At 68.8% G+C, this 21,457-nt stretch carries 24 protein-coding genes; 14 read left to right on the top strand and 10 right to left on the bottom strand.

The annotated features are described in order from the left end of the window. Positions 1 to 109: 109 nt before the first annotated feature. A complete protein-coding gene (gene hppD / locus RTL41_RS14645) occupies positions 110 to 1,180 on the bottom strand; it encodes a 4-hydroxyphenylpyruvate dioxygenase (RefSeq protein WP_312165751.1) in 1,071 nt (356 codons plus the stop codon). Position 1,181: 1 nt separating this feature from the next. Then, positions 1,182 to 2,381, bottom strand: coding sequence for an amino acid aminotransferase (locus tag RTL41_RS14640; RefSeq protein ID WP_312165750.1), 1,200 nt, complete (start codon positions 2,379 to 2,381; stop codon positions 1,182 to 1,184). Positions 2,382 to 2,495: 114 nt separating this feature from the next. Between RTL41_RS14640 and RTL41_RS14635 the strand changes: the two genes are divergently transcribed. Together RTL41_RS14635 and RTL41_RS14630 are read left to right on the top strand one after the other, a co-directional pair. Continuing rightward, complete coding sequence (locus RTL41_RS14635) at positions 2,496 to 2,966, top strand: Lrp/AsnC family transcriptional regulator (RefSeq protein WP_312165749.1); 471 nt, start codon at positions 2,496 to 2,498, stop codon at positions 2,964 to 2,966. Between the two features lie 176 nt (positions 2,967 to 3,142). Continuing rightward, positions 3,143 to 4,015 (top strand): alpha/beta fold hydrolase, encoded by an 873-nt coding sequence (locus RTL41_RS14630; RefSeq protein WP_312165748.1) that lies wholly within the window; start codon positions 3,143 to 3,145, stop codon positions 4,013 to 4,015. A 24-nt stretch (positions 4,016 to 4,039) separates the two neighbouring features. On the opposite strand, the gene RTL41_RS14625 is transcribed toward RTL41_RS14630, so the two are convergent. Next, complete coding sequence (locus RTL41_RS14625; RefSeq protein ID WP_312165747.1) at positions 4,040 to 4,399, bottom strand: hypothetical protein; 360 nt, start codon at positions 4,397 to 4,399, stop codon at positions 4,040 to 4,042. Between the two features lie 205 nt (positions 4,400 to 4,604). On the opposite strand from RTL41_RS14625, the gene RTL41_RS14620 reads away from it, so the two are divergent. Continuing rightward, on the top strand, positions 4,605 to 5,624 hold the full coding sequence (locus tag RTL41_RS14620) for a methyltransferase (RefSeq protein WP_312165746.1): 1,020 nt from the start codon (positions 4,605 to 4,607) through the stop codon (positions 5,622 to 5,624). A 7-nt stretch (positions 5,625 to 5,631) separates the two neighbouring features. Here the strand turns inward: RTL41_RS14620 and RTL41_RS14615 are convergent, their stop codons facing one another. Next, positions 5,632 to 6,081, bottom strand: a complete 450-nt coding sequence (locus RTL41_RS14615) for a GFA family protein (RefSeq protein ID WP_312165744.1) — start codon at positions 6,079 to 6,081, stop codon at positions 5,632 to 5,634. A 138-nt stretch (positions 6,082 to 6,219) separates the two neighbouring features. Here RTL41_RS14615 and RTL41_RS14610 point away from each other — a divergent pair, with 138 nt between their 5' ends. Next, on the top strand, positions 6,220 to 6,864 hold the full coding sequence (locus RTL41_RS14610; protein WP_312165743.1) for a heme-binding beta-barrel domain-containing protein: 645 nt from the start codon (positions 6,220 to 6,222) through the stop codon (positions 6,862 to 6,864). A gap of 5 nt (positions 6,865 to 6,869) precedes the next feature. Here the strand turns inward: RTL41_RS14610 and hutC are convergent, their stop codons facing one another. Beyond that, entirely contained in the window at positions 6,870 to 7,607 is a 738-nt protein-coding gene (hutC, locus tag RTL41_RS14605; RefSeq protein WP_312165741.1) for a histidine utilization repressor, read from the bottom strand. Beyond that, the gene (locus tag RTL41_RS14600; RefSeq protein WP_312165740.1) at positions 7,604 to 8,974 is read right to left on the bottom strand and encodes a formimidoylglutamate deiminase; all 1,371 of its coding nucleotides are present in this window, start codon (positions 8,972 to 8,974) and stop codon (positions 7,604 to 7,606) included. The genes hutC and RTL41_RS14600 overlap by 4 nt, the downstream gene beginning before the upstream one ends. 65 nt (positions 8,975 to 9,039) lie before the next feature. Here RTL41_RS14600 and hutI point away from each other — a divergent pair, with 65 nt between their 5' ends. From hutI to RTL41_RS14575, 5 genes are read left to right on the top strand one after another with little or no spacing between them, the layout of a single operon-like run. Next, positions 9,040 to 10,245, top strand: a complete 1,206-nt coding sequence (gene hutI, locus RTL41_RS14595; protein ID WP_312165739.1) for an imidazolonepropionase — start codon at positions 9,040 to 9,042, stop codon at positions 10,243 to 10,245. Further along, positions 10,242 to 11,774, top strand: a complete 1,533-nt coding sequence (hutH, locus tag RTL41_RS14590; protein WP_409418341.1) for a histidine ammonia-lyase — start codon at positions 10,242 to 10,244, stop codon at positions 11,772 to 11,774. The genes hutI and hutH overlap by 4 nt, the downstream gene beginning before the upstream one ends. Beyond that, entirely contained in the window at positions 11,774 to 12,583 is an 810-nt protein-coding gene (hutG, locus tag RTL41_RS14585; protein ID WP_312165737.1) for an N-formylglutamate deformylase, read from the top strand. Before hutH ends, hutG begins: the two co-directional genes overlap by 1 nt. 8 nt (positions 12,584 to 12,591) lie before the next feature. Beyond that, the gene (hutU, locus tag RTL41_RS14580) at positions 12,592 to 14,259 is read left to right on the top strand and encodes a urocanate hydratase (RefSeq protein ID WP_312165736.1); all 1,668 of its coding nucleotides are present in this window, start codon (positions 12,592 to 12,594) and stop codon (positions 14,257 to 14,259) included. After that, entirely contained in the window at positions 14,259 to 14,804 is a 546-nt protein-coding gene (locus tag RTL41_RS14575; RefSeq protein ID WP_312165735.1) for a HutD family protein, read from the top strand. The genes hutU and RTL41_RS14575 overlap by 1 nt, the downstream gene beginning before the upstream one ends. Here RTL41_RS14575 and RTL41_RS14570 read toward each other — a convergent pair. Together RTL41_RS14570 and RTL41_RS14565 are read right to left on the bottom strand one after the other, a co-directional pair. Then, positions 14,801 to 15,244, bottom strand: coding sequence for an FKBP-type peptidyl-prolyl cis-trans isomerase (locus RTL41_RS14570; protein ID WP_312165734.1), 444 nt, complete (start codon positions 15,242 to 15,244; stop codon positions 14,801 to 14,803). The two genes, RTL41_RS14575 and RTL41_RS14570, sit on opposite strands and share 4 nt — an antisense overlap. Before the next feature lie 14 nt (positions 15,245 to 15,258). Next, positions 15,259 to 17,136 carry a M1 family metallopeptidase gene (locus tag RTL41_RS14565; RefSeq protein ID WP_312165733.1) on the bottom strand — a complete coding sequence of 626 codons (1,878 nt, stop codon included), beginning with the start codon at positions 17,134 to 17,136 and terminating at the stop codon, positions 15,259 to 15,261. A 173-nt stretch (positions 17,137 to 17,309) separates the two neighbouring features. Between RTL41_RS14565 and RTL41_RS14560 the strand changes: the two genes are divergently transcribed. Continuing rightward, on the top strand, positions 17,310 to 17,864 hold the full coding sequence (locus RTL41_RS14560; protein WP_312165732.1) for a DUF2239 family protein: 555 nt from the start codon (positions 17,310 to 17,312) through the stop codon (positions 17,862 to 17,864). Between the two features lie 204 nt (positions 17,865 to 18,068). Here RTL41_RS14560 and RTL41_RS14555 read toward each other — a convergent pair whose 3' ends face one another. Then, the gene (locus RTL41_RS14555; RefSeq protein ID WP_312165731.1) at positions 18,069 to 18,437 is read right to left on the bottom strand and encodes a hypothetical protein; all 369 of its coding nucleotides are present in this window, start codon (positions 18,435 to 18,437) and stop codon (positions 18,069 to 18,071) included. A gap of 72 nt (positions 18,438 to 18,509) precedes the next feature. Between RTL41_RS14555 and RTL41_RS14550 the strand changes: the two genes are divergently transcribed. Continuing rightward, positions 18,510 to 18,797 carry a S24/S26 family peptidase gene (locus RTL41_RS14550; protein WP_312165729.1) on the top strand — a complete coding sequence of 96 codons (288 nt, stop codon included), beginning with the start codon at positions 18,510 to 18,512 and terminating at the stop codon, positions 18,795 to 18,797. Between the two features lie 63 nt (positions 18,798 to 18,860). Then, positions 18,861 to 19,265 (top strand): hypothetical protein, encoded by a 405-nt coding sequence (locus RTL41_RS14545; RefSeq protein WP_312165728.1) that lies wholly within the window; start codon positions 18,861 to 18,863, stop codon positions 19,263 to 19,265. Here the strand turns inward: RTL41_RS14545 and RTL41_RS14540 are convergent. After that, the gene (locus RTL41_RS14540) at positions 19,262 to 19,441 is read right to left on the bottom strand and encodes a hypothetical protein (RefSeq protein ID WP_312165727.1); all 180 of its coding nucleotides are present in this window, start codon (positions 19,439 to 19,441) and stop codon (positions 19,262 to 19,264) included. The two genes, RTL41_RS14545 and RTL41_RS14540, sit on opposite strands and share 4 nt — an antisense overlap. A 121-nt stretch (positions 19,442 to 19,562) precedes the next feature. Here RTL41_RS14540 and RTL41_RS14535 point away from each other — a divergent pair, with 121 nt between their 5' ends. Then, complete coding sequence (locus tag RTL41_RS14535) at positions 19,563 to 20,000, top strand: MarR family transcriptional regulator (RefSeq protein WP_312165726.1); 438 nt, start codon at positions 19,563 to 19,565, stop codon at positions 19,998 to 20,000. Next, positions 19,997 to 21,430 (top strand): MFS transporter, encoded by a 1,434-nt coding sequence (locus RTL41_RS14530; RefSeq protein WP_312165725.1) that lies wholly within the window; start codon positions 19,997 to 19,999, stop codon positions 21,428 to 21,430. Before RTL41_RS14535 ends, RTL41_RS14530 begins: the two co-directional genes overlap by 4 nt. Positions 21,431 to 21,457: the final 27 nt, after the last annotated feature.

The raw sequence follows: 21,457 nt of genomic DNA, 5'->3' as shown, positions 1-21,457 counted from the left end.
GCCGGTTTCCCCCTCAAACCCTAGGCGGGCATAGGCGCCGCCGCATCCTGCACGATCCGGTGGGTCCCGGTCTTCGGCCTGCGGCCGAAACCGGGATGACACGTATGATTCAGGCCGCGTCGACCTTGATGACGCCGCGGCGGATCTGGTCGAGCTCGATGGACTCGAACAGGGCCTGAAAGTTGCCGTTGCCGAAGCCCTCGTTGCCCTTGCGCTGGATGATCTCGAAGAAGATCGGGCCGAACAGGTTCTCAGTGAAGATCTGCAGCAGGATGCCTTCGTCGCCGACATTGCCGTCGATGAGGATGCGGTTCCTCTTCAGGCGCTCCAGGTCCTCGCCGTGGCCGGGGACGCGCTTGTCGACCAGTTCGTAATAGGTCTCGATGGTGTCCTGCAGGTTCACGCCGCGGGCGCGCAGGGCTTCGACCGTCTCGAAGATATTATCCGTGGTGAAGGCCAGGTGCTGGATGCCCTCGCCGTTGTACTCGCGGATGAACTCCTCGATCTGGGACCTGTCGTCCTGGCTCTCGTTCAGCGGGATGCGGATGGCCTTGTCGGGCGCGATCATCGCCTGGCTGAACAGGCCCGTGGCCTGGCCCTTGATGTCGAAATACTTCTGCTCCTCGAAGCCGAAGATCTGGTTGTAGAAGCTCGACCAGGTACGCATCTGGCCGCGCTTGACGTTGTGGGTCAGGTGGTCGAGCAGGTCGAGGCCGACGCTGTTCCTGGCCTCGGCCTCCGCCGCGCCGGGGATCTGCTCCCAGGCGTCGTAGATCGCGCCCTTGTCGCCGAAGCGGTCGACCAGATAGAGCAGCGAGCCGCCGATCCCTTCCAGCACATAGGCGTCCGGCAGGGCCGAGGTCGGGGCGTCGGCCGGCCTGGCGCCGCGCGAAACGGCGAGGTCATAGGCGGCCTTGGCGTCGGCGACGCGGAAGGCCATGCCGTTGGCCGACGGGCCGTGGGCCGCGCGGAATTCGGCGGCCTGGCCGGCCGGCTCCTGGTTGACCAGCAGGTTGATGCGGCCCTGCTTGTAGCGGGTGATCGCCTTGGTCGGATGCCTGGACCAGGCGGTGAAGCCGAGCTGTTCGATCAGCGCCGTCATCCCGACCGGATCGGGGCTGGTGAACTCGACGAATTCGAAACCGTCGAGACCGATGGGATTTTCCGGGGTCACGGTCATGTCAGGCGTCTCCCTTGAGGCAGGCGTCGAGCGCCTGCACGAATGGCTGGACGGTGTCGGCCTTCAGGCCGGCGATGTTGATGCGGCCGGAACCGGCCATGTAGACGGCGTGGTCGCGGCGCATGGCCTCGACCTGGGCCGGGCTCAGCGGCAGCAGGGCGAAGAGGCCGTGCTGGTCGCGCAGCGGCTCCAGGCGCGGATCGGCCTCGGCCAGCGCCGCGCGCACCTGATTCAAACGCGTGCGCATGGCGTCCAGTTCGGCGCGCCACTGGGCGGTCAGGGCGGGATCTTCGAGGATCACCCGGACGGCGGCGGCTCCGTGGTCCGGCGGCATCGACCAGGCGCAGCGCGCCAGTTGCAGGATGTTGGAGCGGACCACGTCCTCATGACCGCGGGCGCGGACGAACAGCGCGCCGGTGCGCTCGCGGTAAAGGCCGAAGTTCTTGTCGCAGGAATAGGCGACGATGACCGCGTCCGAGGCGTCCATCACCAGCCGCATGCCGGCGGCGTCCTCGTCGAGGCCCGCGCCCAGGCCCTGATAGGCCAGGTCGATGAGGGGGACGGCGCCGCGCGCGCTCAGCAGCGCCGCGACCTCGGCCCACTGGGCCAGGGACAGGTCCGCGCCGGTCGGGTTGTGACAGGCGCCGTGCAGGAGCACGAGGTCGCCGGCCGTGGCCCTGGCCAGGGCGGCCATCATCTCGTCGAAGCAGATGCGCTGGGTCGCCGGGTCGAAATAGCGGAAGCTCTCCACGGCCAGGCCGGCCTGGCGGAAGATCGGCGCGTGGATCGGCCAGGACGGCGCGCCCATCCAGATGCGGGCGCCGGGCGCGCCGGCGTTGGCCAGCTCGGCCGCCAGGCGCAGGGCGCCCGTGCCGCCGGGGGTCTGGACCGCGAACAGGCCCTCGCCGGCCCGGCTCTTGCCGAACACCACCGGGGCGATGGCTTCCAGGAAACCGAAGTCGCCCTCGGGGCCGAGATAGGCCTTGGTGGCCTGCGTTTCGAGCAGCACCCGCTCGGCGGCCTTCATGGCCCCGAACACCGGCGTGGCGCCGGCCGCGTCGCGATAGACGCCGACGCCGAGGTCAAGCTTCTGCGGGCGCGGGTCGTTCTTATAGAGGGCGATCAGAGACAGCAGCGGGTCCGGCGCCTGGGCCTGCAGCCCGGCGAACAGCGAGCGCGCGGGGGCGATCACATCGGTCATGCGGCGTCCTCCTTCATCTGAGAAGAAAGTTACGCGCAGCCCGCGATGAACGGCTTTCAATCTCGCGGCGTTTTGACGATCATCTGGTGAAACGTTTCACCAACGGGCCAATATATGAAAGAGACGCATCAGCTCGACGAGGTCGACCGGAAGCTGCTCCGCGCCCTGCAAGCCGACGCCTCGCAGAGTCACGCCGCGCTGGCCGAACAGGTGGGCGCCTCGCCGGCCTCGTGCTGGCGGCGGATCAAGGCGCTGGAGGCGGCCGGCGTGCTGCGCGAGGCGGTGCGGCTGGTCGACGCCGAGCGCGTCGGCCGCGGGGTCAACGTCATGTGCCAGCTACGCATGAAGTCCCACGCCACCGTCCAGCGCCAGGAGTTCGAGGCCTTCCTGCGCACGCGGCCGGAGATCATGGAATGCCACTCGATGTCCGGCGAATGGGACTATCTGATGCGCGTGGTCGTCGCCGACGTGGCCGGCTACGAGCGGTTCCTGATGGGCGTGGTGCTGAACCATCCCAACGTCGCGACCGCGGCGTCGCACTTCGCGTTGAGCCAGGTGAAGTACACGACGGCCATGCCGGTCTGAGGGCGTGGGCGGGGAGGTCGCGTGACAACCCGATGGGCTCATGCAAACTCTCAAGCTCGAAGCATGATCGGTTTCGATGAATCGAGTCGTGCTCGGGACTCTTTGAATTTAGGGCATTTTCTTAGCCGAGCCGGCATCCGCTTCGACGGAAGATGCTCCAGGTCGGGGAACGGGCGATGAAGCACCTGCTGCTGACGATGGCGCTGATGGCGCCCGCTTCGGTCTGCCTGGCGCAGGCTGCGACGCCGCCGCCGGCCGTCATCGCCGATCCCGCGCCGGACAAGGATCGACCTGCGCACCTCCTGCAGGTGCGCTACCACACCGGCGGCGTCCAGGTTCCGGCTCGGTTCTTCACCGCCGGCGGCCAAGGCCCGCATCCGACCGTCCTGCTGCTCCACGGCTTTCCGGGCACCGAGCTCAACCTCGATCTGGCGCGGGCCATCCAGCGGGCGGGCTGGAACGTGCTGGCGATCCACTATCGCGGCGTCTGGGGCGCTCCTGGGCAATTCAGCTTCGGGCACACCATCGAGGATGCGCGCGCGGCGCTGGCGTGGCTGCGGCACCCGTTCAACAGCAGCCAGGTGGACGCGACGCGGCTGGTGGTGCTGGGCCACAGCATGGGCGGTTTCGACACGGTGATGCTGGGCGACGAACCGGTCGCCGGCTTCGTGGTCATCTCCGCCGCCGACCTCGGCGGCATGGCGGCGCAACTTGGCGATCCGACCGGGCTGGCCGAAGCGCTCATGGGCCTGACCGACGATGCGAGTTTCACCAACGCCACGCCGGCGGCGCTGGCCGACGAGATCCTCGCCAACGCCGAAGCCTGGGACTGGCGACGCAACGCTGCGGAGATGGCCGGACGGCCGGCGCTGATCATCAGTTCGGACGACGGCGCCGAGCCGGCCGATCAAGCCGTCGCCGACGCCATCGAGGCCGCCGGCGGCCCTGCCCCGACCCGCGTGAGGTTCCCGACCGACCACAGCTACAACGACCACCGCATCGCCCTGCAGTCGGCCGTGGTCAGGTGGCTGCAGACGACCTATCCCTGACGCGGGAAGCGGCCCCCTATCCGATCAGGGGATCGGCGCGCGCGGGGTCTGCCAACCGCCGGCGGCCTGGGCCGGCGCCTTGCGCGGCTCCCACGGATCGGCGACCCGGCCCCAGGCCTCCCGGCGCAAGGTGGGGGAGTTGCGGATCATGCTGTCGGGCGGCGTGATCCCGCGGCCATGGCCATCGGAGGTTCCCCATTTGCGCGGGTCGGTGGAGGTGGTCCGCGCCCCGCCTTCGCCGTCCGGACGCCGCTCGGTCACGTGACCGTCCAGTTCCTTGCAGCGCCAACCGCCGTCGAGCGTCGCCTTGCACCCGGCCTTTTCGGCGCTGGCGGGCGAGGCCAGAAGGGCGGTCGCGAAAGCCGCGATCAGAAGCGCACGCATGCCAATACTCCATCCGGGCGACGCCCACGGCGCCACGCCTGGTAGAACATTAGCGCCTCGGCGGGACGGGGGTCACTCCCAATCTGGGCCGCCCGGCCGCGCGGCGGCGCGGTTCCGCCGAACACGCTCGATGATCGGACCTTGACGAGCTCGCCTCGCCGGGCGGACCGTCCGCACGGGGCGGGGCTGGCCAGGGAAGCTAGCCATGGACGATGCACGCCCGATCACGCCTGAGAAGATCATGGAGTTGGGCTGGGGCTTTTGGGGTTCCAAGACGCTGCTCAGCGCCGTCGAGCTGGGGGTGTTCACCGAGTTGGGAAAAGGGCCGCTGGGCCTGCAGGCGCTGACCACGCGACTGGATCTGCACCCCCGTTCGGCCCGCGACTTCCTCGACGCCCTGGTGGCGCTGGGCATGCTGGCCCGCGAGGGCGAGGTCTACGCCAATACGTCCGAGACCGCGGTCTTTCTCGATCGGAACAAGCCGACCTATGTCGGCGGCATCCTGGAAATGGCCAATACCCGGCTCTACCGCTTCTGGAACGGACTGACCGAGGCGCTGCGCACCGGCCAGCCGCAGAACGAGGCCAAGGACGGCGGCGAGGACCTGTTTGGGACGATCTATGCCGATCCCGTCATCCTGGAGAGCTTCCTGCGGGGCATGACCGGCGTCAGCCTGCCCGCCGCCCAGGCCATGGCGGCGCTGTTCCCGTGGAACGAGGTCAAGTCCTTCGTCGACGTCGGCTGCGCCCAGGGCGGGGCGACGGCGGCGATCGCCCAGGCCCATCCGCACCTGTCGGCGACCGGCTTCGACCTGCCCGCCGTGCAGCCGGTGTTCGAGGCCTATGTGAAGGAGAAGGGGCTTCAGAGCCGCGTGCGCTTCCAGGCCGGGGACTTCTTCGCCGGGCCGATGCCCACGGCCGACGTGATCATCATGGGCCACATCCTGCACGACTGGGATCTGGGCCAGAAGCAGGCGTTGCTGGCCAAGGCCCATGCCGCCCTGCCCGAGGGCGGGCGGTTGATCGTCTATGACGCGATCATCGACGACGAGCGGCGGCAGAACGTCTTTGGCCTGCTGATGAGCCTCAACATGCTGATCGAGACCAACGGCGGCTTCGACTACACCGGCGCCGACTGCATCGGCTGGATGAAGGCGGCCGGGTTCAGGGACGCCCGCGTCGAGCCGCTGGTCGGGCCGGACTCGATGGTGATCGGAACCAAGTAGCGCGCCGTCAGGCGCGGCCGGCGGCGAAGGCCTTCATCAGCGGGCCGTAGACCTCAGCCGGCGGAAAACCCTCGAAGCTGGCGACCGCCGGCGTGGTCGCCCACGGCAGTTTCTCGGCGGTCATGGTCTCCATGTAGGGCTCAAGGCCGCTCGGGTCGTCCAGCAGGGTCGTGCGGACATTGACCAGATGCTCGGCCCCGTCCGGGCGCGTGAACATCCAGCTCTTGCAGTGCGGGCAGAAGAAGTGGCGCGTCGCCCCGTGCAGGCCGCCGAGAACCGGCTCGCCCTCCATGACGGTGAACCCGGCGCTGGGCGTCAGGACGCTCAAGGAAAAGGCGCTGGCGGTCATCTTCTGACAGCCGGTGCAGTGGCAGGCCATGGTGATCAGCGGCGGCGCGGAGATCCTGAAACGCACCTGGCCGCAACGGCAGCCGCCTTCCCTCGCGAACTCGCCCATGACCGCCCTCCGCCTTGTGTTTCGAGGCCACGGTTATGGCAGCTTCGCGCCACGTCTCCAACGTGAGCATCGCGGCCGAGCTTGACCATCACCTCGGGCGCTTGGCATGGCTGGCGGCGTAGACGCGAGGAGGCGCCCGTGAACCCGTTCCCCGACGACATCTTTACCGAGCCGGAGGACGTGGACCCCGACGGCCTGGCCAATCTGGGGCCGCTGCGGCGGCTGGCCGGGGCCTGGGAAGGGCGCAAGGGCGTGGACCTGAACCCCAAGGCCGATGGCCCCGAGCAGCGCGAATATGTCGAGCGCATCGTCATGCGGCCGATCGATCCGCAAGCCAACGGGCCGCAACTGTTCTACGGCCTGCGTTACCACGTGCACATCATCGCCGTGGACGAGGAAACGACCTTCCACGATCAGGTCGGATACTGGCTGTACGAGCCGGCGACCGGGTTGATCCTGCAATCCCTGGCCATTCCACGCGGTCAGACCGCGCTGGCCGGCGGCGCGGCGACCGACACCGGCATCCTGGTCAAGGCGACGCGCGGCGACACCCAGCACGGGATCTGTTCGACGGCGTTCCTGGAGCACGCCTTCCGTACGGAGTCCTATCAGCTTGAGGTCACCTTCCACGACGATGGCAGTTGGAGCTACGTCTCGGACACCATGCTGGCGGTGCGCGGCCAGGAGGGTCTCTTCCAGCACCGCGACCGCAACACCCTCTCGAAGGTCGCCGAGCCGATGGGAAATCCGCTGATGCGCCGCAAGAGCGGACTGGACCTCTAGGGTCGTCAGCCTCGCGAGGGCCCGAAGCGCGCGACGAGGTCGTAGGCCTCGCCGGGGAACAACTGGCGGACGCGCGTAACGCCTTCGCCGCCCCGCCAGGTGCGCCGCTCGACCGCCAGGCAGGCGGTCTTCGGCGCGATCGCCAGCAGCCGCGCGGCCTCGGCGTCGGCGGCCACGGCGGCGATGCGGTTCTCCGCCTCGGTCCAGGGAATGTGCTCCAGCAGCCAGGCTCCGGGCGAGATCTGGGCGAAGTCGATGCGGGCCGCCTCCGGCGCCGCGCGCATGCTGATGAGCCGGTCTTCGAGGGCGAAGGGCTGGTCGTTGGCGAAATGCACGCCGCGCAGGGCCAGGAGCGCGCGCCCGCCGGCGAGTTCCGCCTCCTCCGCGCCCTTCGCCGCGCGCCGGACGCAGGAGATCAGCTCGAAGCGATAGGCCTGCCCCCGGCCCTCGATCTCCGAGCGGAGGTCCGGAATGTCGAGCACCGCGGAATGAACCCGCGGCCGGGCGACGAAGGATCCTGCGCGGCGGCGACGTTCGATCAACCCCGCCTCGGCCAGGGCCGAGATCGCCTTGCTGACCGTCATGCGCGAGCAGCCGTACTGCTCGGTGAGTTCGTGTTCGAAGGGAATGCGGTCGCCCGGCCCCCACTCGCCCGAGAGGATCTTGGCCTCGATGTCGGTGCGGATGCGCTGGTGAAGGGCGGTGGGAACCTCGGCTTCCGCGATGGGAGCGGGCTTGTTCACGCGAGCACGTTCTCCAGGACCTGCCGATAGCGGGCGACGATCTCCCCACGGCGGTGATGGCGACCATTAGTGACCAGCTTCGCGCCGGCCCGCCAGACGCCGTCGATCACGTCCTTGCGCCCGGCGAACACCAGGCTGTCGAGGATGGCGTCGCCTGAGCGGCCGACCAGCACCGGATGGGCGGGATCGAGGCTCACGATATCGGCCGGCGCGCCGGGTCGCAGGGCCGCAGGCTCGGCCCCCAGCGCTTGCGCCCCGCCGGCGAGGGCCGCCCGATAGAGATCCGCGCCCGTGGAATCGCCTGCCTCCAGCGCCAGCACGTTGCGGGTGCGCCGCGCCAGCCGCTGGCCGTACTCCAGAACCCGCAACTCCTCGGCGGCGTCGATCAGGACATTGGAGTCGGAGCCGACGCCGAAACGTCCCTGGGCCGCCTGATAGTCCAGGGCGGGAAACAGCCCGTCGCCGAGATTGGCCTCGGTGATGGGGCAGAGCCCGGCGACTGCGCCGCTTCGGGCCAGGGCGAGGGTTTCCTCCGGCGTCATGTGGGTAGCGTGGACCAGGCACCATCCGGTCCCGACCGACGCATGGTCAAGCAGCCATTCGACCGGCCGCGCGCCCGACCAGGCGCGGCAATCGTCCACTTCCTTCGTCTGTTCGGCGATATGGATGTGGATCGGGGCATCGCCGGCAAGCGCCTGGAGCACAGCGAGTTCGGCCGGCGTCACCGCGCGCAGGCTGTGCGGCGCCAATCCCACCACCGCCCCGGGCAGGTGCGCGACAGCCTCGCGGCTGCCCTCCAACAGGCGCGCGAAGCCGTCGATGTCATGGATGAAGCGGGCCTGACCAGCGGTCGGAGGGAGTCCCCCGAAGCCGGCGTGGGCATAGAAGACCGGCAGCAGGGTCAGGCCCAGGCCCGTCTCTTCAGCCGCCGCGGCGATGCGGGCCGCCATCTCGGCCGGATTGGCGAAGGACGCCCCGTCGCGATCGTGATGCAGGTAGTGGAACTCGCCCACGCGCGTGAAGCCGGCCTCCAGCATCTCTGCATAGGCCAAGGCGGCGATCGCCTGCAGGTCCTCGGGCCCGATGCGCTCAAGGAAGCGGTACATCACCTCGCGCCAGGTCCAGAAGCTGTCCGCCGAAGGCCCGCGGACTTCGGCCAACCCCGCCATGCCGCGCTGGAAGGCGTGGCTATGGAGGTTCGGCATTCCCGGCAGGGCTGGGCCGTGCGCCGCTTCGTGGGCGGCCCGCGCCGCACCGGCCTCGACGGCGGCGATGACCCCGTCTCGGATCGTGAGCCGGACGTCGCGGGCCCAGCCAGCGTCCAGCAACGCGCTTTCGAACCAGATCGTTTCCGAATGATCAGCCACTGGACAAGCCTCCGCGCTCGGACTTATGTCTATACATATTAGGAGATGAGGGGAAGGAGGCCAAGATGCGATGCGATCGACTGTGGGCGAACGCCCGGCTGGCCACCCTGGCCGCCGACCGGCCCCGTCTCGGCGAGATCGAAAACGGCGTTGTCGCCGCGCTGGACGGGCGCATCCTCTATGCCGGCGAGGCGGCGCAGGCGCCGCAGTTCACCCCAGACGAAACGGTCGATTGCGAGGGGCGCTGGATCACGCCCGGCCTCATCGACCCGCACACCCACCTGGTCTTCGGCGGCGACCGCGCCCACGAGTTCGAACTGCGGCTGGCCGGCGCTTCCTATGAGGAGATCGCCCGGGCGGGCGGCGGCATCGTCTCGACCATGAAGGCCACGCGGGCGGCCAGCGAGGACGACCTCGTCGCCAGCGCCCTGCCCCGGCTCGACGCCCTGATCGCCGAGGGCCTGACCACGATCGAGGTGAAATCAGGCTACGGCCTGTCGCTGGACCACGAGTTGAAGTCGCTGCGCGCCGCGCACAAGCTCGGCCAAGTCCGTCCCGTGAACGTCAGGACGACCTTCCTCGGCGCCCACGCCCTGCCGCCGGAATATGCCGGTGATTCCGATGGTTACATCGAGGAAGTGTGCAAGCGGATGATCCCCGCCATCGCCGCCGAGGGCCTGGCCGACGCCGTGGACGCCTTCTGCGAGGGGATCGGCTTCACGGCGGAGCAGACGCGCCGCGTGTTCGAGGCGGCCAAGGCGCACGGCCTGCCGGTGAAGCTGCACGCCGAGCAGTTGTCGAACCTGCACGGCGCAGCGCTGGCCGCCGAATATGGCGCCCTGTCGGCGGATCATCTCGAGCATCTGGACAAGGACGGCGTCGCCGCCATGGCGAAGGCCGGCGTGGTCGCGACCCTGCTGCCGGGAGCCTACTATTTCGTGCGCGAGACCAAGTTGCCACCGATCGAGGAGCTACGCGCCGCCGGCGTGCCGATCGCCCTGGCCACCGACTGCAATCCGGGCACCTCGCCGCTGACGTCGCTGCTGTTGACCATGAACATGGGCGCGACCCTGTTCCGCCTCACGGTCGACGAGTGCTTGGCCGGCGTTACCCGGGAAGCCGGCCGCGCGCTCGGCATGCTGGACCAGGCCGGGTCCCTGGAAGCCGGCAAGCGCTGCGATCTCGCCATCTGGGACATCGAGCGCCCAGCCGAACTTGTCTATCGCATGGGGTTCAATCCGCTCCATGCCCGCGTGTGGAGTGGACTATGAACGACGTCGTCTTGCGACCGGGCGAGGTCAGCCTCGCGGAGTGGCGCGCGATCTATCGCGGCGCCAGCGCCAAGCTTGATCCAGCCTCCGCGCCGGCGATCGCCGCCAGCGCCGCCGCGGTCGAGCGCATCCTGGCCCGGGGCGAGCCGGTCTATGGGATCAACACCGGCTTTGGAAAGCTGGCCAGCGTCCGCATCGAGGCGGGCGATCTTGAGACCCTGCAGCGCAACATCGTCCTCTCGCACGCCGCCGGCGTCGGCGAGCCCTCGCCCGTCCCAGTCATCCGGTTGATGCTGGCCCTGAAGCTGGCGAGCCTGGCGCAAGGCGCCTCGGGCGTGCAGCCGGCGACGGTCGCCCTGCTGGAAGGCATGCTGGTGAAGGGCCTGACGCCGGTCGTTCCGGCCCAGGGCTCGGTGGGCGCCTCGGGCGACCTGGCGCCGCTGGCCCACATGGCCGCCACCATGATCGGGGTCGGCGAGATCTTCGTCGGCGAGTCACGCCTGCCTGCGGCCAAGGCGCTGGCAGAGGCCGGCCTTTCGCCGCTGACGCTGGGCCCCAAAGAAGGCTTGGCCCTGCTGAACGGCACCCAGTTCTCGACCGCCAACGCCCTGGCCGGCCTGTTCGAAGCCGAGGTGCTGTTCCGCACCGCCCTGGTCACCGGCGCGCTCTCGACCGAAGCGGCCAAGGGCTCTGACACCCCGTTCGATCCGCGCATCCACGCCCTGCGCCGCCATGCCGGCCAGATCGAGACCGCCGACGCCCTGCGCGGCCTGATGTCCGGTTCGGCGATCCGCGCCTCGCACCTCAAGGACGACGAACGCGTCCAGGACCCCTACTGCCTCCGCTGCCAGCCCCAGGTGATGGGCGCGGCGCTCGACGTGCTACGCCAGGCCGCGGCGACGCTGGGGACCGAGGCCAACGGCGTCTCCGACAATCCGCTGATCTTCCCGGACACCGATGAGGCCCTGTCCGGCGGCAACTTCCACGCCGAGCCAGTGGCCTTCGCCGCCGACATGATCGCCCTGACGGTCTGCGAGATCGGCTCATTGTCCGAACGCCGGATCGCCATGCTCGTCGATCCGGCGCTCTCGGGCCTACCGGCCTTTCTGACGCCGAAGCCCGGCCTCAACTCCGGTTTCATGATCCCGCAGGTCACCGCCGCCGCCCTGGTGTCGGAGAACAAGCAGCGGGCCTATCCGGCCAGCGTCGACTCGATCCCGACCTCGGCCAACCAGGAAGACCACGTCTCGATGGCCGCCCATGGCGCGCGGCGCCTGCTGGCGATGGTCGAGAACGCCACCGCCGTCATCGGCATCGAGTTGCTGGCGGCAGCGCAGGGCTGCGACTTCCACGCGCCCCTGACCTCCAGCCCCGCGCTGGAATCCGTCCGCGCCCTGCTACGCGGCAAGGTCCCGCACCTTACCGACGACCGCCACTTCCATCCCGATATGGAAGCCGCCAACGCGCTGGTCCGCTCGGGCGCGGTGTGCGACGCGGCCGACGGCGCCGCCCTGCCAGGCGTGGCCTAATGGACTGGCTGGAGCTTCATCGCGGCGACGCGCCACTGGTCGTCAGCTTCCCGCATACGGGAACCGAGATCCCGGCGGACGTCGAGACGCAGTTCGTCTCGCCCTGGCTGGCCCGCAAGGACGCCGACTGGTGGATCCACAGGCTCTACGGTTTCGCCCGCGAGTTGGGCGCCACCACCGTGCGCACCGCGATCAGCCGCAGCGTCATCGACGTGAACCGCGATCCCTCCGGCGCCTCGCTCTATCCCGGCCAGGCGACCACCGAGCTCTGCCCGACCACCACATTCGATGGCGAACCGCTCTATCGGAACGGCGAGCCGGACGGGGCCGAGATCGCGCGTCGCGGAAAGACCTATTTCGAGCCTTACCATGCCGCTCTGGCGGCCGAGATCGAACGGCTGCGTCAGCTCCACGGCAAGGTCGTGCTCTACGAGGCCCATTCGATCCGCTCGGTGATCCCGCGCCTGTTCGACGGCCCGCTTCCGATCTTCAACCTCGGCGCCAATTCCGGGGCGAGTTGCGACGACCGCCTGACCGCTGTGGTCGAGGCGGTCTGCGACGCCAGCCCGTTCAGCCGCGTCACCAACGGCCGCTTCAAGGGCGGCTGGACGACGCGCCACTATGGCCAGCCCCAGGACGGCGTCCACGCCATCCAGATGGAACTCGCCTGCCGCGGCTACATGGACGACCCGGCGGAGACGCCGACACCGTCCACCTGGCCCGCCCCCTATTCCGAACTCCAGGCCGCGCCGATGCGTGCGGTCCTCACCGATGTCCTGAAGGCGTGCCTCGCCTTCGCCAAAGCCTGAGCCGTTCCATGACCCGCCTCGACCCCACCCGCGTCATCCGCCCCGCCACCGGGGCCGAACTCACGGCCAAGAGCTGGCTGACCGAAGCGCCGCTGCGCATGCTGATGAACAACCTGCACCCCGACGTCGCCGAGCGGCCCGAGGAACTGGTAGTCTATGGCGGCATCGGCCGCGCGGCCCGCGACTGGGAAAGCTACGACAGGATCGTCGAGACCCTGCGACGGCTGAATGACGACGAGACCCTGCTGGTGCAGTCGGGCAAGCCGGTCGGGGTTTTCCGCACCCATGCCGACGCGCCGCGCGTGCTGATCGCCAACTCCAACCTGGTGCCGCGCTGGGCGACCTGGGACCACTTCAACGAGCTCGATCGCAAGGGCCTGGCCATGTACGGCCAGATGACCGCCGGCTCGTGGATCTATATCGGCGCCCAGGGCATCGTTCAGGGCACCTACGAGACCTTCGTGGAGATGGGCCGCCAGCACTATGCCGGCGATCTGTCGGGCAGGTGGCTGCTGACGGCCGGGCTTGGCGGCATGGGCGGCGCCCAGCCGCTGGCGGCGGTCATGGCGGGCGCCTCCTGCCTGGCCATCGAGTGCCAGCCCTCGCGGATCGAGATGCGCCTGCGCACCGGCTATCTCGACAAGGCGACGGAAGACCTTGGCGAGGCGCTGGCCTGGATCGAGCAATCCTGCGCCGACAAGACCCCGATCTCAGTCGGTCTGCTCGGCAACGCCGCAGAACTGCTGCCCGAGCTGTTCAAGCGCGGCGTGCGCCCCGATCTGCTGACCGACCAGACCTCGGCTCACGATCCGGTCAACGGCTACCTCCCCAAGGGCTGGAGCCTGGAGCGCTGGGCCGCCATGCGCGAGCAGGACCCCAAGCAGGTCGAGGAAGCCGCCCGGGCCTCAATGGCCGAGCACGTCCGCTCGATGCTGGACTTCCAGGCCGCCAGCGTCCCGACCGTCGACTACGGCAACAACATTCGCCAGATGGCCAAGGAAGAGGGCGTCGCCAACGCCTTCGATTTCCCTGGGTTCGTCCCCGCCTATATCCGCCCGCTGTTCTGCCGCGGGATCGGCCCGTTCCGCTGGGCCGCCCTGTCCGGCGATCCCGAGGACATCGCCCGCACCGACGCCAAGGTGAAGGAGCTGATCCCGGACAACCCGCACCTGCACAACTGGCTCGACATGGCCGGCAGGAAGATCAAGTTCCAGGGCCTTCCCGCCCGCATCTGCTGGGTGGGACTTGGCGACCGGCATCGCCTGGGCCTGGCCTTCAACGAGATGGTCGCCTCGGGCGAACTGAAGGCGCCGATCGTCATTGGGCGCGACCACCTGGATTCCGGCTCGGTCGCCTCCCCCAATCGCGAGACTGAAGCCATGCGCGACGGCTCTGACGCGGTTTCCGACTGGCCGCTGCTGAACGCCCTGCTCAACACCGCTTCCGGCGCGACCTGGGTCTCGCTGCATCATGGCGGCGGGGTCGGCATGGGCTTCTCCCAGCACTCGGGCATGGTGATCGTCTGCGACGGCACCGCGGCCGCCGCCAAGCGCATCGAGCGGGTGCTGTGGAACGACCCGGCCACAGGGGTCATGCGGCATGCCGACGCCGGTTACGAGATCGCCCTGGACGTCGCCCGCCAGAAAGGCCTCGACCTGCCGGGCATCCTCGGCTGATGCGGATCCTGCGGGCCGCCGATCGGAAGGCTTCCCCCTGGAAGAACGGAGGCGGCGTCACCTGGGAGGTGGCCGCCTCGCCGGCCGGCGCGCCGCTGGACGACTTTGAATGGCGCGTGAGCCTCGCCGAAGTCGCCTCGCCGGGTCCCTTCTCGAGGTTCCCGGGGATTGACCGGATCCTCACGGTGATCAGGGGTCAGGGTCTTTCGCTCGCGGTGGAAGGTCTCGGCGCGACGGCGCTCGGGGCGTCGTCCGCGCCCTACGCGTTCCCAGGCGACATCGCCGCCACCGCCGCGCTGAGCGATGGCCCCATCCGAGATCTGAACGTGATGACGCGTCGCGGGCGATGGGCCGCTCAGGTGCGGCGCATGTCCGGACCTGTCGCCCCCAAGCTGACGGCCGAGACGGTCATCTTGGTTGCGCTCACGCCGCTTGATGTCGGCGACGCGCACCTAAGCCCCGAGGACGCGATCCTGTTCGAGGGCGCCGTCCCTCCGCCGATTGGCGAAGGCGCGTTCGTCCTCGTCGAACTGCACCGCGCCTAGTTCACCACCTCGACGAGCTCGATACGAAACTCCAGCGGCGTGTTGGGCGGAATGATCTCCTTGCCCGCCGGGCCGTAGGCGTACTCGGGGGGCAGATAGATCGTCCATTCGTCGCCCGGACGCATCAGCGGCAGCACCGTCACCCATCCCGGGATCAACTGCCCCAACGGGAACGTCACCGCTCCATCCGGATCGTCTTTCGACGAGTCAAAGACGCGGCCATCCAGGAACTTGCCTTCGTATCGCACCTTGATCGTCGACGACCGCTTGGGATGAGGGCCGTTCTCCGGTCCCGATTTCAGGACCTTGTACTGAATGCCAGGGATGGTCTTGATCCCGGGCGCCTGAGCATTGCGCGCGAAGAACTCGGCATTGGCGTCCTGCGCCGCCGCCGGGGCGCCTATGGCCATTGCCAGGAAAAGACCCGCCAGTCTGTGCATGTACATCCCTCCGCTCAGCTACCGCTCACGATCCGTTGGAGGCTGGAAGCCACCGTCGGGTGATAGGTCGGCTTCGCCTTGGCGAAAATGCGCTGAGCCACTGGCTGACCCCAATCCCCCTGACGCATCAGCCCTACATAGAGCGGCCGGAGGAAGAGACCACGCCCCACCGTCGTCAGGAACGCCTCGAGCGACGGCAACGCCGGATCGTACCGGTTGGCTATCGCCAGCTCCAACCAGGCCGAACGAATATAGCTGTTCGAAGAATCCGAGAGCTTGAACGTGCTGTCCAGGTCGTCGAGCCGGCTCACAGCCAGCTCGCGAGGCAGGTTGTTCAGGAACCGCAGCCACTCCTGCGTAGTCCAGGCCGACGCGGTCAACTGCGCGGCCGGCGCTCCGCCGACGAACGCCGCGACCTGCGCATCCACGCGCGCCAGCACTTCCGATTTCACGTGCACGGCGTTGTCGGGCAGTCCCGCCGCGTAGGCCCATTGGTCAAGCTCCAGCCTGGCCTCGAGCGCCTTGTCGCCCTTGATCAGGTTGGCGCGCAGATCCGCGAGGAAGCCGGCCGTGGTCTGAGGCTGGAAGGCGTGACGATCGAAGTACGAGCTCAGATAGGCGTCCCAACGCTCTCGACCGACGGTTTGCTCGATCGTCCGCAGGAAGGTCGCGCCCTTGAAGTAGGCCAGTTGCCCGCCGACGTCGCCATAGAGCTTGGTGGCGTCAGCGGTAGGACCGCCGGCCTCGGCGATATCGGCCTGCATGCCGTCCCAGTCGAGATCAGCCTCCATCTGGGCGCGCGGCGCGCCGTACTGCGCCTCCATGATCCGGTTCTCGAAATAGGTGGTGAAGCCCTCGTTCAGCCACCCGTCCGGCCAGGTGGCGTTCGTCACCAGATTGCCCGACCAGCTATGCGCCAGTTCGTGGGCGACCAGACCCACATTCGCGCGATCCCCCGTAATGAAGGTCGGCGTCAGGAAGGTCAGCGTCGGGTTCTCCATGCCTCCGAATGGGAAGGACGGCGGCAGAACCAGCACATCGTATCGGCCCCAACGATACGGGCCATAGAGGCCCTCGGCGGTGGTCACCATCTTCTCGGTGTCGACCAGTTCGGCGGCGGCCCGATCCATCATTGACGGTTCGGTATAGACGCCGGTTCGCGGCCCCAGCTCGCGGAAGGTCAGGTCGCCGACCGCCAACGCGATGAGATAGGGCGGGACGGAGTTGTCCATGCGGAAGCGGTATGCGCGCTTTCCGGCGCCGGCCGGCTCGCCATTCGGGGTAAGGCGCTCACCGCTCATCACCGCCATCAGGTCGTCTGGAACGACGATGCGCGCGGTCCATGTCTGCCGGATGCCAGGGCTGTCCTGGGTCGGAATCCAGCTTCGGTTATTGATGTCCTGTCCCTGGCTGAAGAGATAGGGCTTGGATTTCCCGGCCGTCAGCGACGGCGCCAGCCACTGCAGCGCGCGTGCCCCGGGGCTCGACGCATAGTGAACGATGATGCGCTTGGCGCCCCTCAGTTGCACGGTCAGGGGCGCGCCAAGCTCCTCGTCGCCGGCGCCGAGCGTCCAAGGCAGATCTCGGCCCTGCGCATCCGTCACCTTCGCGATCTTCAGCTCCAGCGTATCGAGCACGATCTCGCGCGCGCCGGGCGCGGCCAGCACGTCCATGGCGGCCTGACCGCTCATCGTCCCGCTGTCGAAGTCTGCGACCAGGTCGAGATCCAGGTGGGTCACCCGCGCGATCAGTGGCCGGGCATAGGACCGCGCGTCCCTGGCGTCAGGCGTCGTCAAGACGGGAGCGACCGTCGGGTTGGCGAGCGCCTCGGAGGCCAAGGCTGCACTGGAGAGCGCCGTGGCGAAGAGAAGGGTCCGCAGGAGAATGCGCATGATTTCGACGCCCCAGGATAGCTTCGGGCTCAAGGCCCCGAGTCGGGGAGCATCCTAGCGGGCGGCCTGGGCAATTCTTCCCTTTTTGCCCCGGAACCGCGCATGAACAAGGCTTGCCTGTGCGCTTTCGGAAATTTACACCCGGGCAATAATGTTGCCCGCGGGATTCCCAGATGTCCGACAATCACACGGCGTTTGCCGGTTCTCACCAACTCGCATCCGGGACGCTTGCGGCGATAGCGCCGGCGGTGAAGGCCGCCTACGATGCTGGCGAAGCTCGTCTCCTGATCTTCAACGACGGCACAGGTCGACAGACGGATCTCGACCTCCGCGGCGATATCGATGACGTACTGGACCGCCTAGCCACGCCGTCCGAACCCACCCCGAAGGCAGCCGCTCGGGGCCGCCCGAGACTTGGGGTGATCGCGCGGGAAGTCACTCTGCTGCCCAGCCATTGGGAATGGCTGGCGAGCCAGCGCGGCGGTGCGTCAGCCGCCCTTCGCCGGCTCGTGGATCAGGCGCGTCGGTCGGGCGCAGGGGTCGATCACGACGCCATGGAAGCGGCGCAACGTGTGATGACCGCCCTGGCCGGCGACTTGAGCGGGTTCGAGGAGGCTGATCGCGCCTTCTATGCAAAGGACAAGGCGCTGTTCTGGGAGCTCAGCGAACCTTGGCCCGCCGACGTCCGCTCCTACGTTCGGCTGTTGGCAGGTCGAGCTCTCGGATAGATTTGCCGCTCCCTCGACGATCACCGTCCCCGCGAACTAGCCGCCGCCTGCTGCGCAAGAAGCGTGTCGACCGCCAGTTGTCGCGCGAGATCGCAGGCCACGAGATCGGCCCCTCGTGCGACGTACCCCGCCTCAAGGTCAGCGATCGAGGGCGCGGGCGATAGCGTGTGGAGCTTGCAGGGCCGCATCGCCGCTTCGGGTATGTCAACGCGCGGAGACGCAGCCTTCCAGGCTCGGGGCGAGCCGGCACAGCTCGTGGTCAGCATTGCGCAGACGAGCAGCCCGATCTGTTGAGAGCGCCGCATTTGCATCCTCCGCTTTGGCGGCTTCGACGGAATAGAGGCGGGCCATGTCGGCGACGTCGGCCTGTCGGCGCACAACGACATCGACGCGCGCGGCGGACTGGCGAGCAAGATCGGCCTCTACTGCGGCGACCTGGGCTTGCGCGATCGCTGCAACCGCCTTGCCTCGCTCGGCGTCGCGGCCGTGGAGCTGCCCCTTCAGATAAATCGCCGAGATCAACAGCAAGACCACCCCGACGCCGCCGGCGGCGAGCCAAAGGCGCAACGTCATCGGATCAGTCCCACGGCGTAGCCCTGTGGAGTCTTGGTCAATACCTGCCGGCGATTGGCAGGTGCGAAGCTGATGTGGGTCCATTCGATGCGCGGGCTGGCCGACGACGGGGCCCTGATCTACTTCGAGGATCAGCGCAGTTCCCCCAGCCCCGACATGCTGGGCCAGGTGGTGGTGGTCGAGACCGACACCGACGAGGTGCTGGTCAAGCGCCTGCTGCGCGGATCGGGGCCTGGGCTCTACGATCTGGAGAGCGTCGCCGGCCCCACGCGCCACGACGCGCGCCTGCGCTGGGCCGCGCACATCACCGCGATCATTCCGCCCTATCAGGCGCGGCGGATCATCATCAGCGAGGGCTAGTTCCAACCGCCTTGATGGCGACATTCGCTTGATGAGGATATGTATGTAATATACATTCTCCTCATGGGATCGCTCGAAATCCACCGCCTCATCGCCGCCGAGACCGCGGCCGAGGCCACGTTGCTCGAACTCCAGGGCCGTGAACTGGGCCGCCACCGCGGGGTGTCGTGGTCCGGCATGGCCGCGGAGCCCCAGCCGCGCTCGCCCGAGGCGATTGAAGCCCGCGCCCAGGCCCGCCTCGCCCTCCGCGACGCCTGGCGCCGGAGCTCCGAGGGCGCGTTCATCAGCGCCGTGGCCGACTGCCAGGCCGCGGCGCGCGCGGCCTTCACGACCGCCGAACGCGCCCGCGCCGGCGCCGCCCGGGGCGAACCGGCCGAGTGGCGGCTCCAGGTCCTCGAGGACTTGGCGGCCCAGGCGCGCGCCCTCGCCGCCGGCCTCCGCCAGGCCCGCCGCGCGGCCGGCCGCTAGAGCATTCTCCGCCTCGCCGATCTCCAGGACCGCTGTTCGCGACGGGCTCTGATTTCGTCGTGCAACAGGTCGGCCAGATCCAGCATCTGCTCGCGCGACAGCTTCCGCGTCGCGCCGCGCACCTCGGCGGTGAGTTGCGCCATCTGCGCCAAAGGCAAACCTCGCTCGGTGTTCATGGCCTTCTGCCTCCGAGAGACAGCCCCACAACCTCAAACGGCGAACGACGTTACGCGTTCCCGTTTACCGTGCGCTCCGACTTGACTCGCAATAGATAGTTCGGCAACCTAACTATTATTCATGCCGAACACTCCCGACACGCTCGCCCTCGCCGACAGCCTCCGCGCGCCGCTGCTCCGGGTCGCCCGCCGCCTGCGCCAGGAGGCGCAGCGCGTCGGCAGCTCGGCGCTCGACGCCCTCATCCTCGGCCACGTCCGACGCAACCCCGGCATCGGGGTCAGCGACCTGGCCGACGCCGAGCAGATGTCCCGCCCCAGCATGAGCAGCCACGTCAAACGCCTCGAGGCGGCCGGCTGGATTCTCCGAAGCGACCACTCCGAGGACGGCCGCCGCTCGGGCTTCGAGATCACGCCGCAGGGCCAGGCCCAGCTCGACGCGGTCCGCCAGCGCCGCAACGACTGGCTGGCCGAGCGCCTGGCGCGCCTCTCGCCCGAGGCCCGCGACGCCCTGGCCGCGGCCAACGAGCCCCTCCTCGAACTGCTGAGCCTCGACCAATGAGCCCCGTCGACGAACCGCTGGGCGAGGCGGGCGGCACGGCGGCCTCGCGCGGCTGGCTGATCCCGGCCATCATCGGCTCGGCGCTGCTGATGCAGACCATGAACGCCACGGTCATCGCCAACGCCCTCCCGACCATGGCCGTCGCCCTGGACGAGCCGCCCCTGCGCCTCAACCTCGCGATCACCATGTTCCTGCTGGCCTCGGCGGTTTTCCTGCCGATCAGCGGCTGGGTGGCCGACAAGTTCGGGGCCAAGCGCATCTTCATGGTCTCGATGGTGCTGTTCGCGCTGTCCTCGGCCGCCTGCGGCTTCGCCCAGGACCTCACCCAGCTCGTCGTCGCCCGGATCTTCCAGGGCATGGGCGGGGCGATGATGGCCCCGGTCGGCCGCCTGGTCCTGCTGCGCACCACCCCCAAGGAGGAACTGGTCGGCGCCATGTCGGTCATGACCATGCCGGCCCTGCTGGGCCCGGTCATCGGCCCGATCGTCGGCGGCGCCATCGTCACCTTCGCCGACTGGCGCTGGATCTTCTTCCTGAGCATCCCCGTGGCCGTCGTCGGCGTGCTGCTGGTCATGCGCTACGTGCCCAACGTCAAGGAACAGGAGGTCTCGCCGATCGACTGGAAGGGCACCCTGCTGACCGGCCTTGGCCTCGCCGGCCTGATCTTCGGGTTCGAGAACCTGGGCCGCGGCCTGCTGCCCGACGCCCTCGTCGCGACCATGTTCCTCGGCGGCGCGGCCGCCCTGGTCGTCTACTGGCGCCACGCGCGCGGCAATCCGCACGCCATCCTCGATCTCTCGGTCTTCCGCCTGCAGACCTTCCGCGCCTCCGTCGTCGGCGGGGCCTTCATGCGCATCGCCATGGGCGCGACGCCGTTCATGCTCGCCATGCTGTTGCAGATCGGGTTCGGCCTCTCCGCCATCCAGGCCGGCCTGATGACCTTCATCTCCGCGGCCGGCGCCCTGGTGATGAAGACCACCGCCCCGCCCATCCTGCGCCGCTTCGGCTTCCGCAGCGTGCTGCTGGTCAACGCCGTCATCGTCGCCGTCAGCTTCGTCGCCTACGGCCTGTTCACGCCGACCACGCCCCACTGGCTGGTCATGGCGATCCTGGCGGTCGGCGGCTTCTTCCGCTCGCTGCACTTCACCAGCCTGAACGGCCTGGCCTTCGCCGACATCGGCCAGGACCGCATGAGCCGCGCCTCCACCACCTCGTCCATGGTCCAGCAGCTCGTCCAGTCCGTCGGCATCGGCCTGGCCGCCACGCTGATGCACTTCTTCATGGTCGCCCGCGGAGACGATCACCTGACCGCCGCGGCGATCTCGCCGGCCTTCGTGGTGATCGGGCTCATCACCCTGATCTCGCTGGCCTTCTTCATCCCCCTGCCCCGCGACGCCGGCGACGAGATGAACGGCCGCGCCCAGCGGTGATCCAATCGCCGCCTGCGACGTTAATCC

The sequence above is a fragment of the Phenylobacterium sp. genome (genome assembly GCF_031984885.1).
In the GTDB taxonomy this organism is placed as follows: domain Bacteria; phylum Pseudomonadota; class Alphaproteobacteria; order Caulobacterales; family Caulobacteraceae; genus Phenylobacterium.
This window is presented reverse-complemented; position numbering and strand designations above follow the sequence as displayed.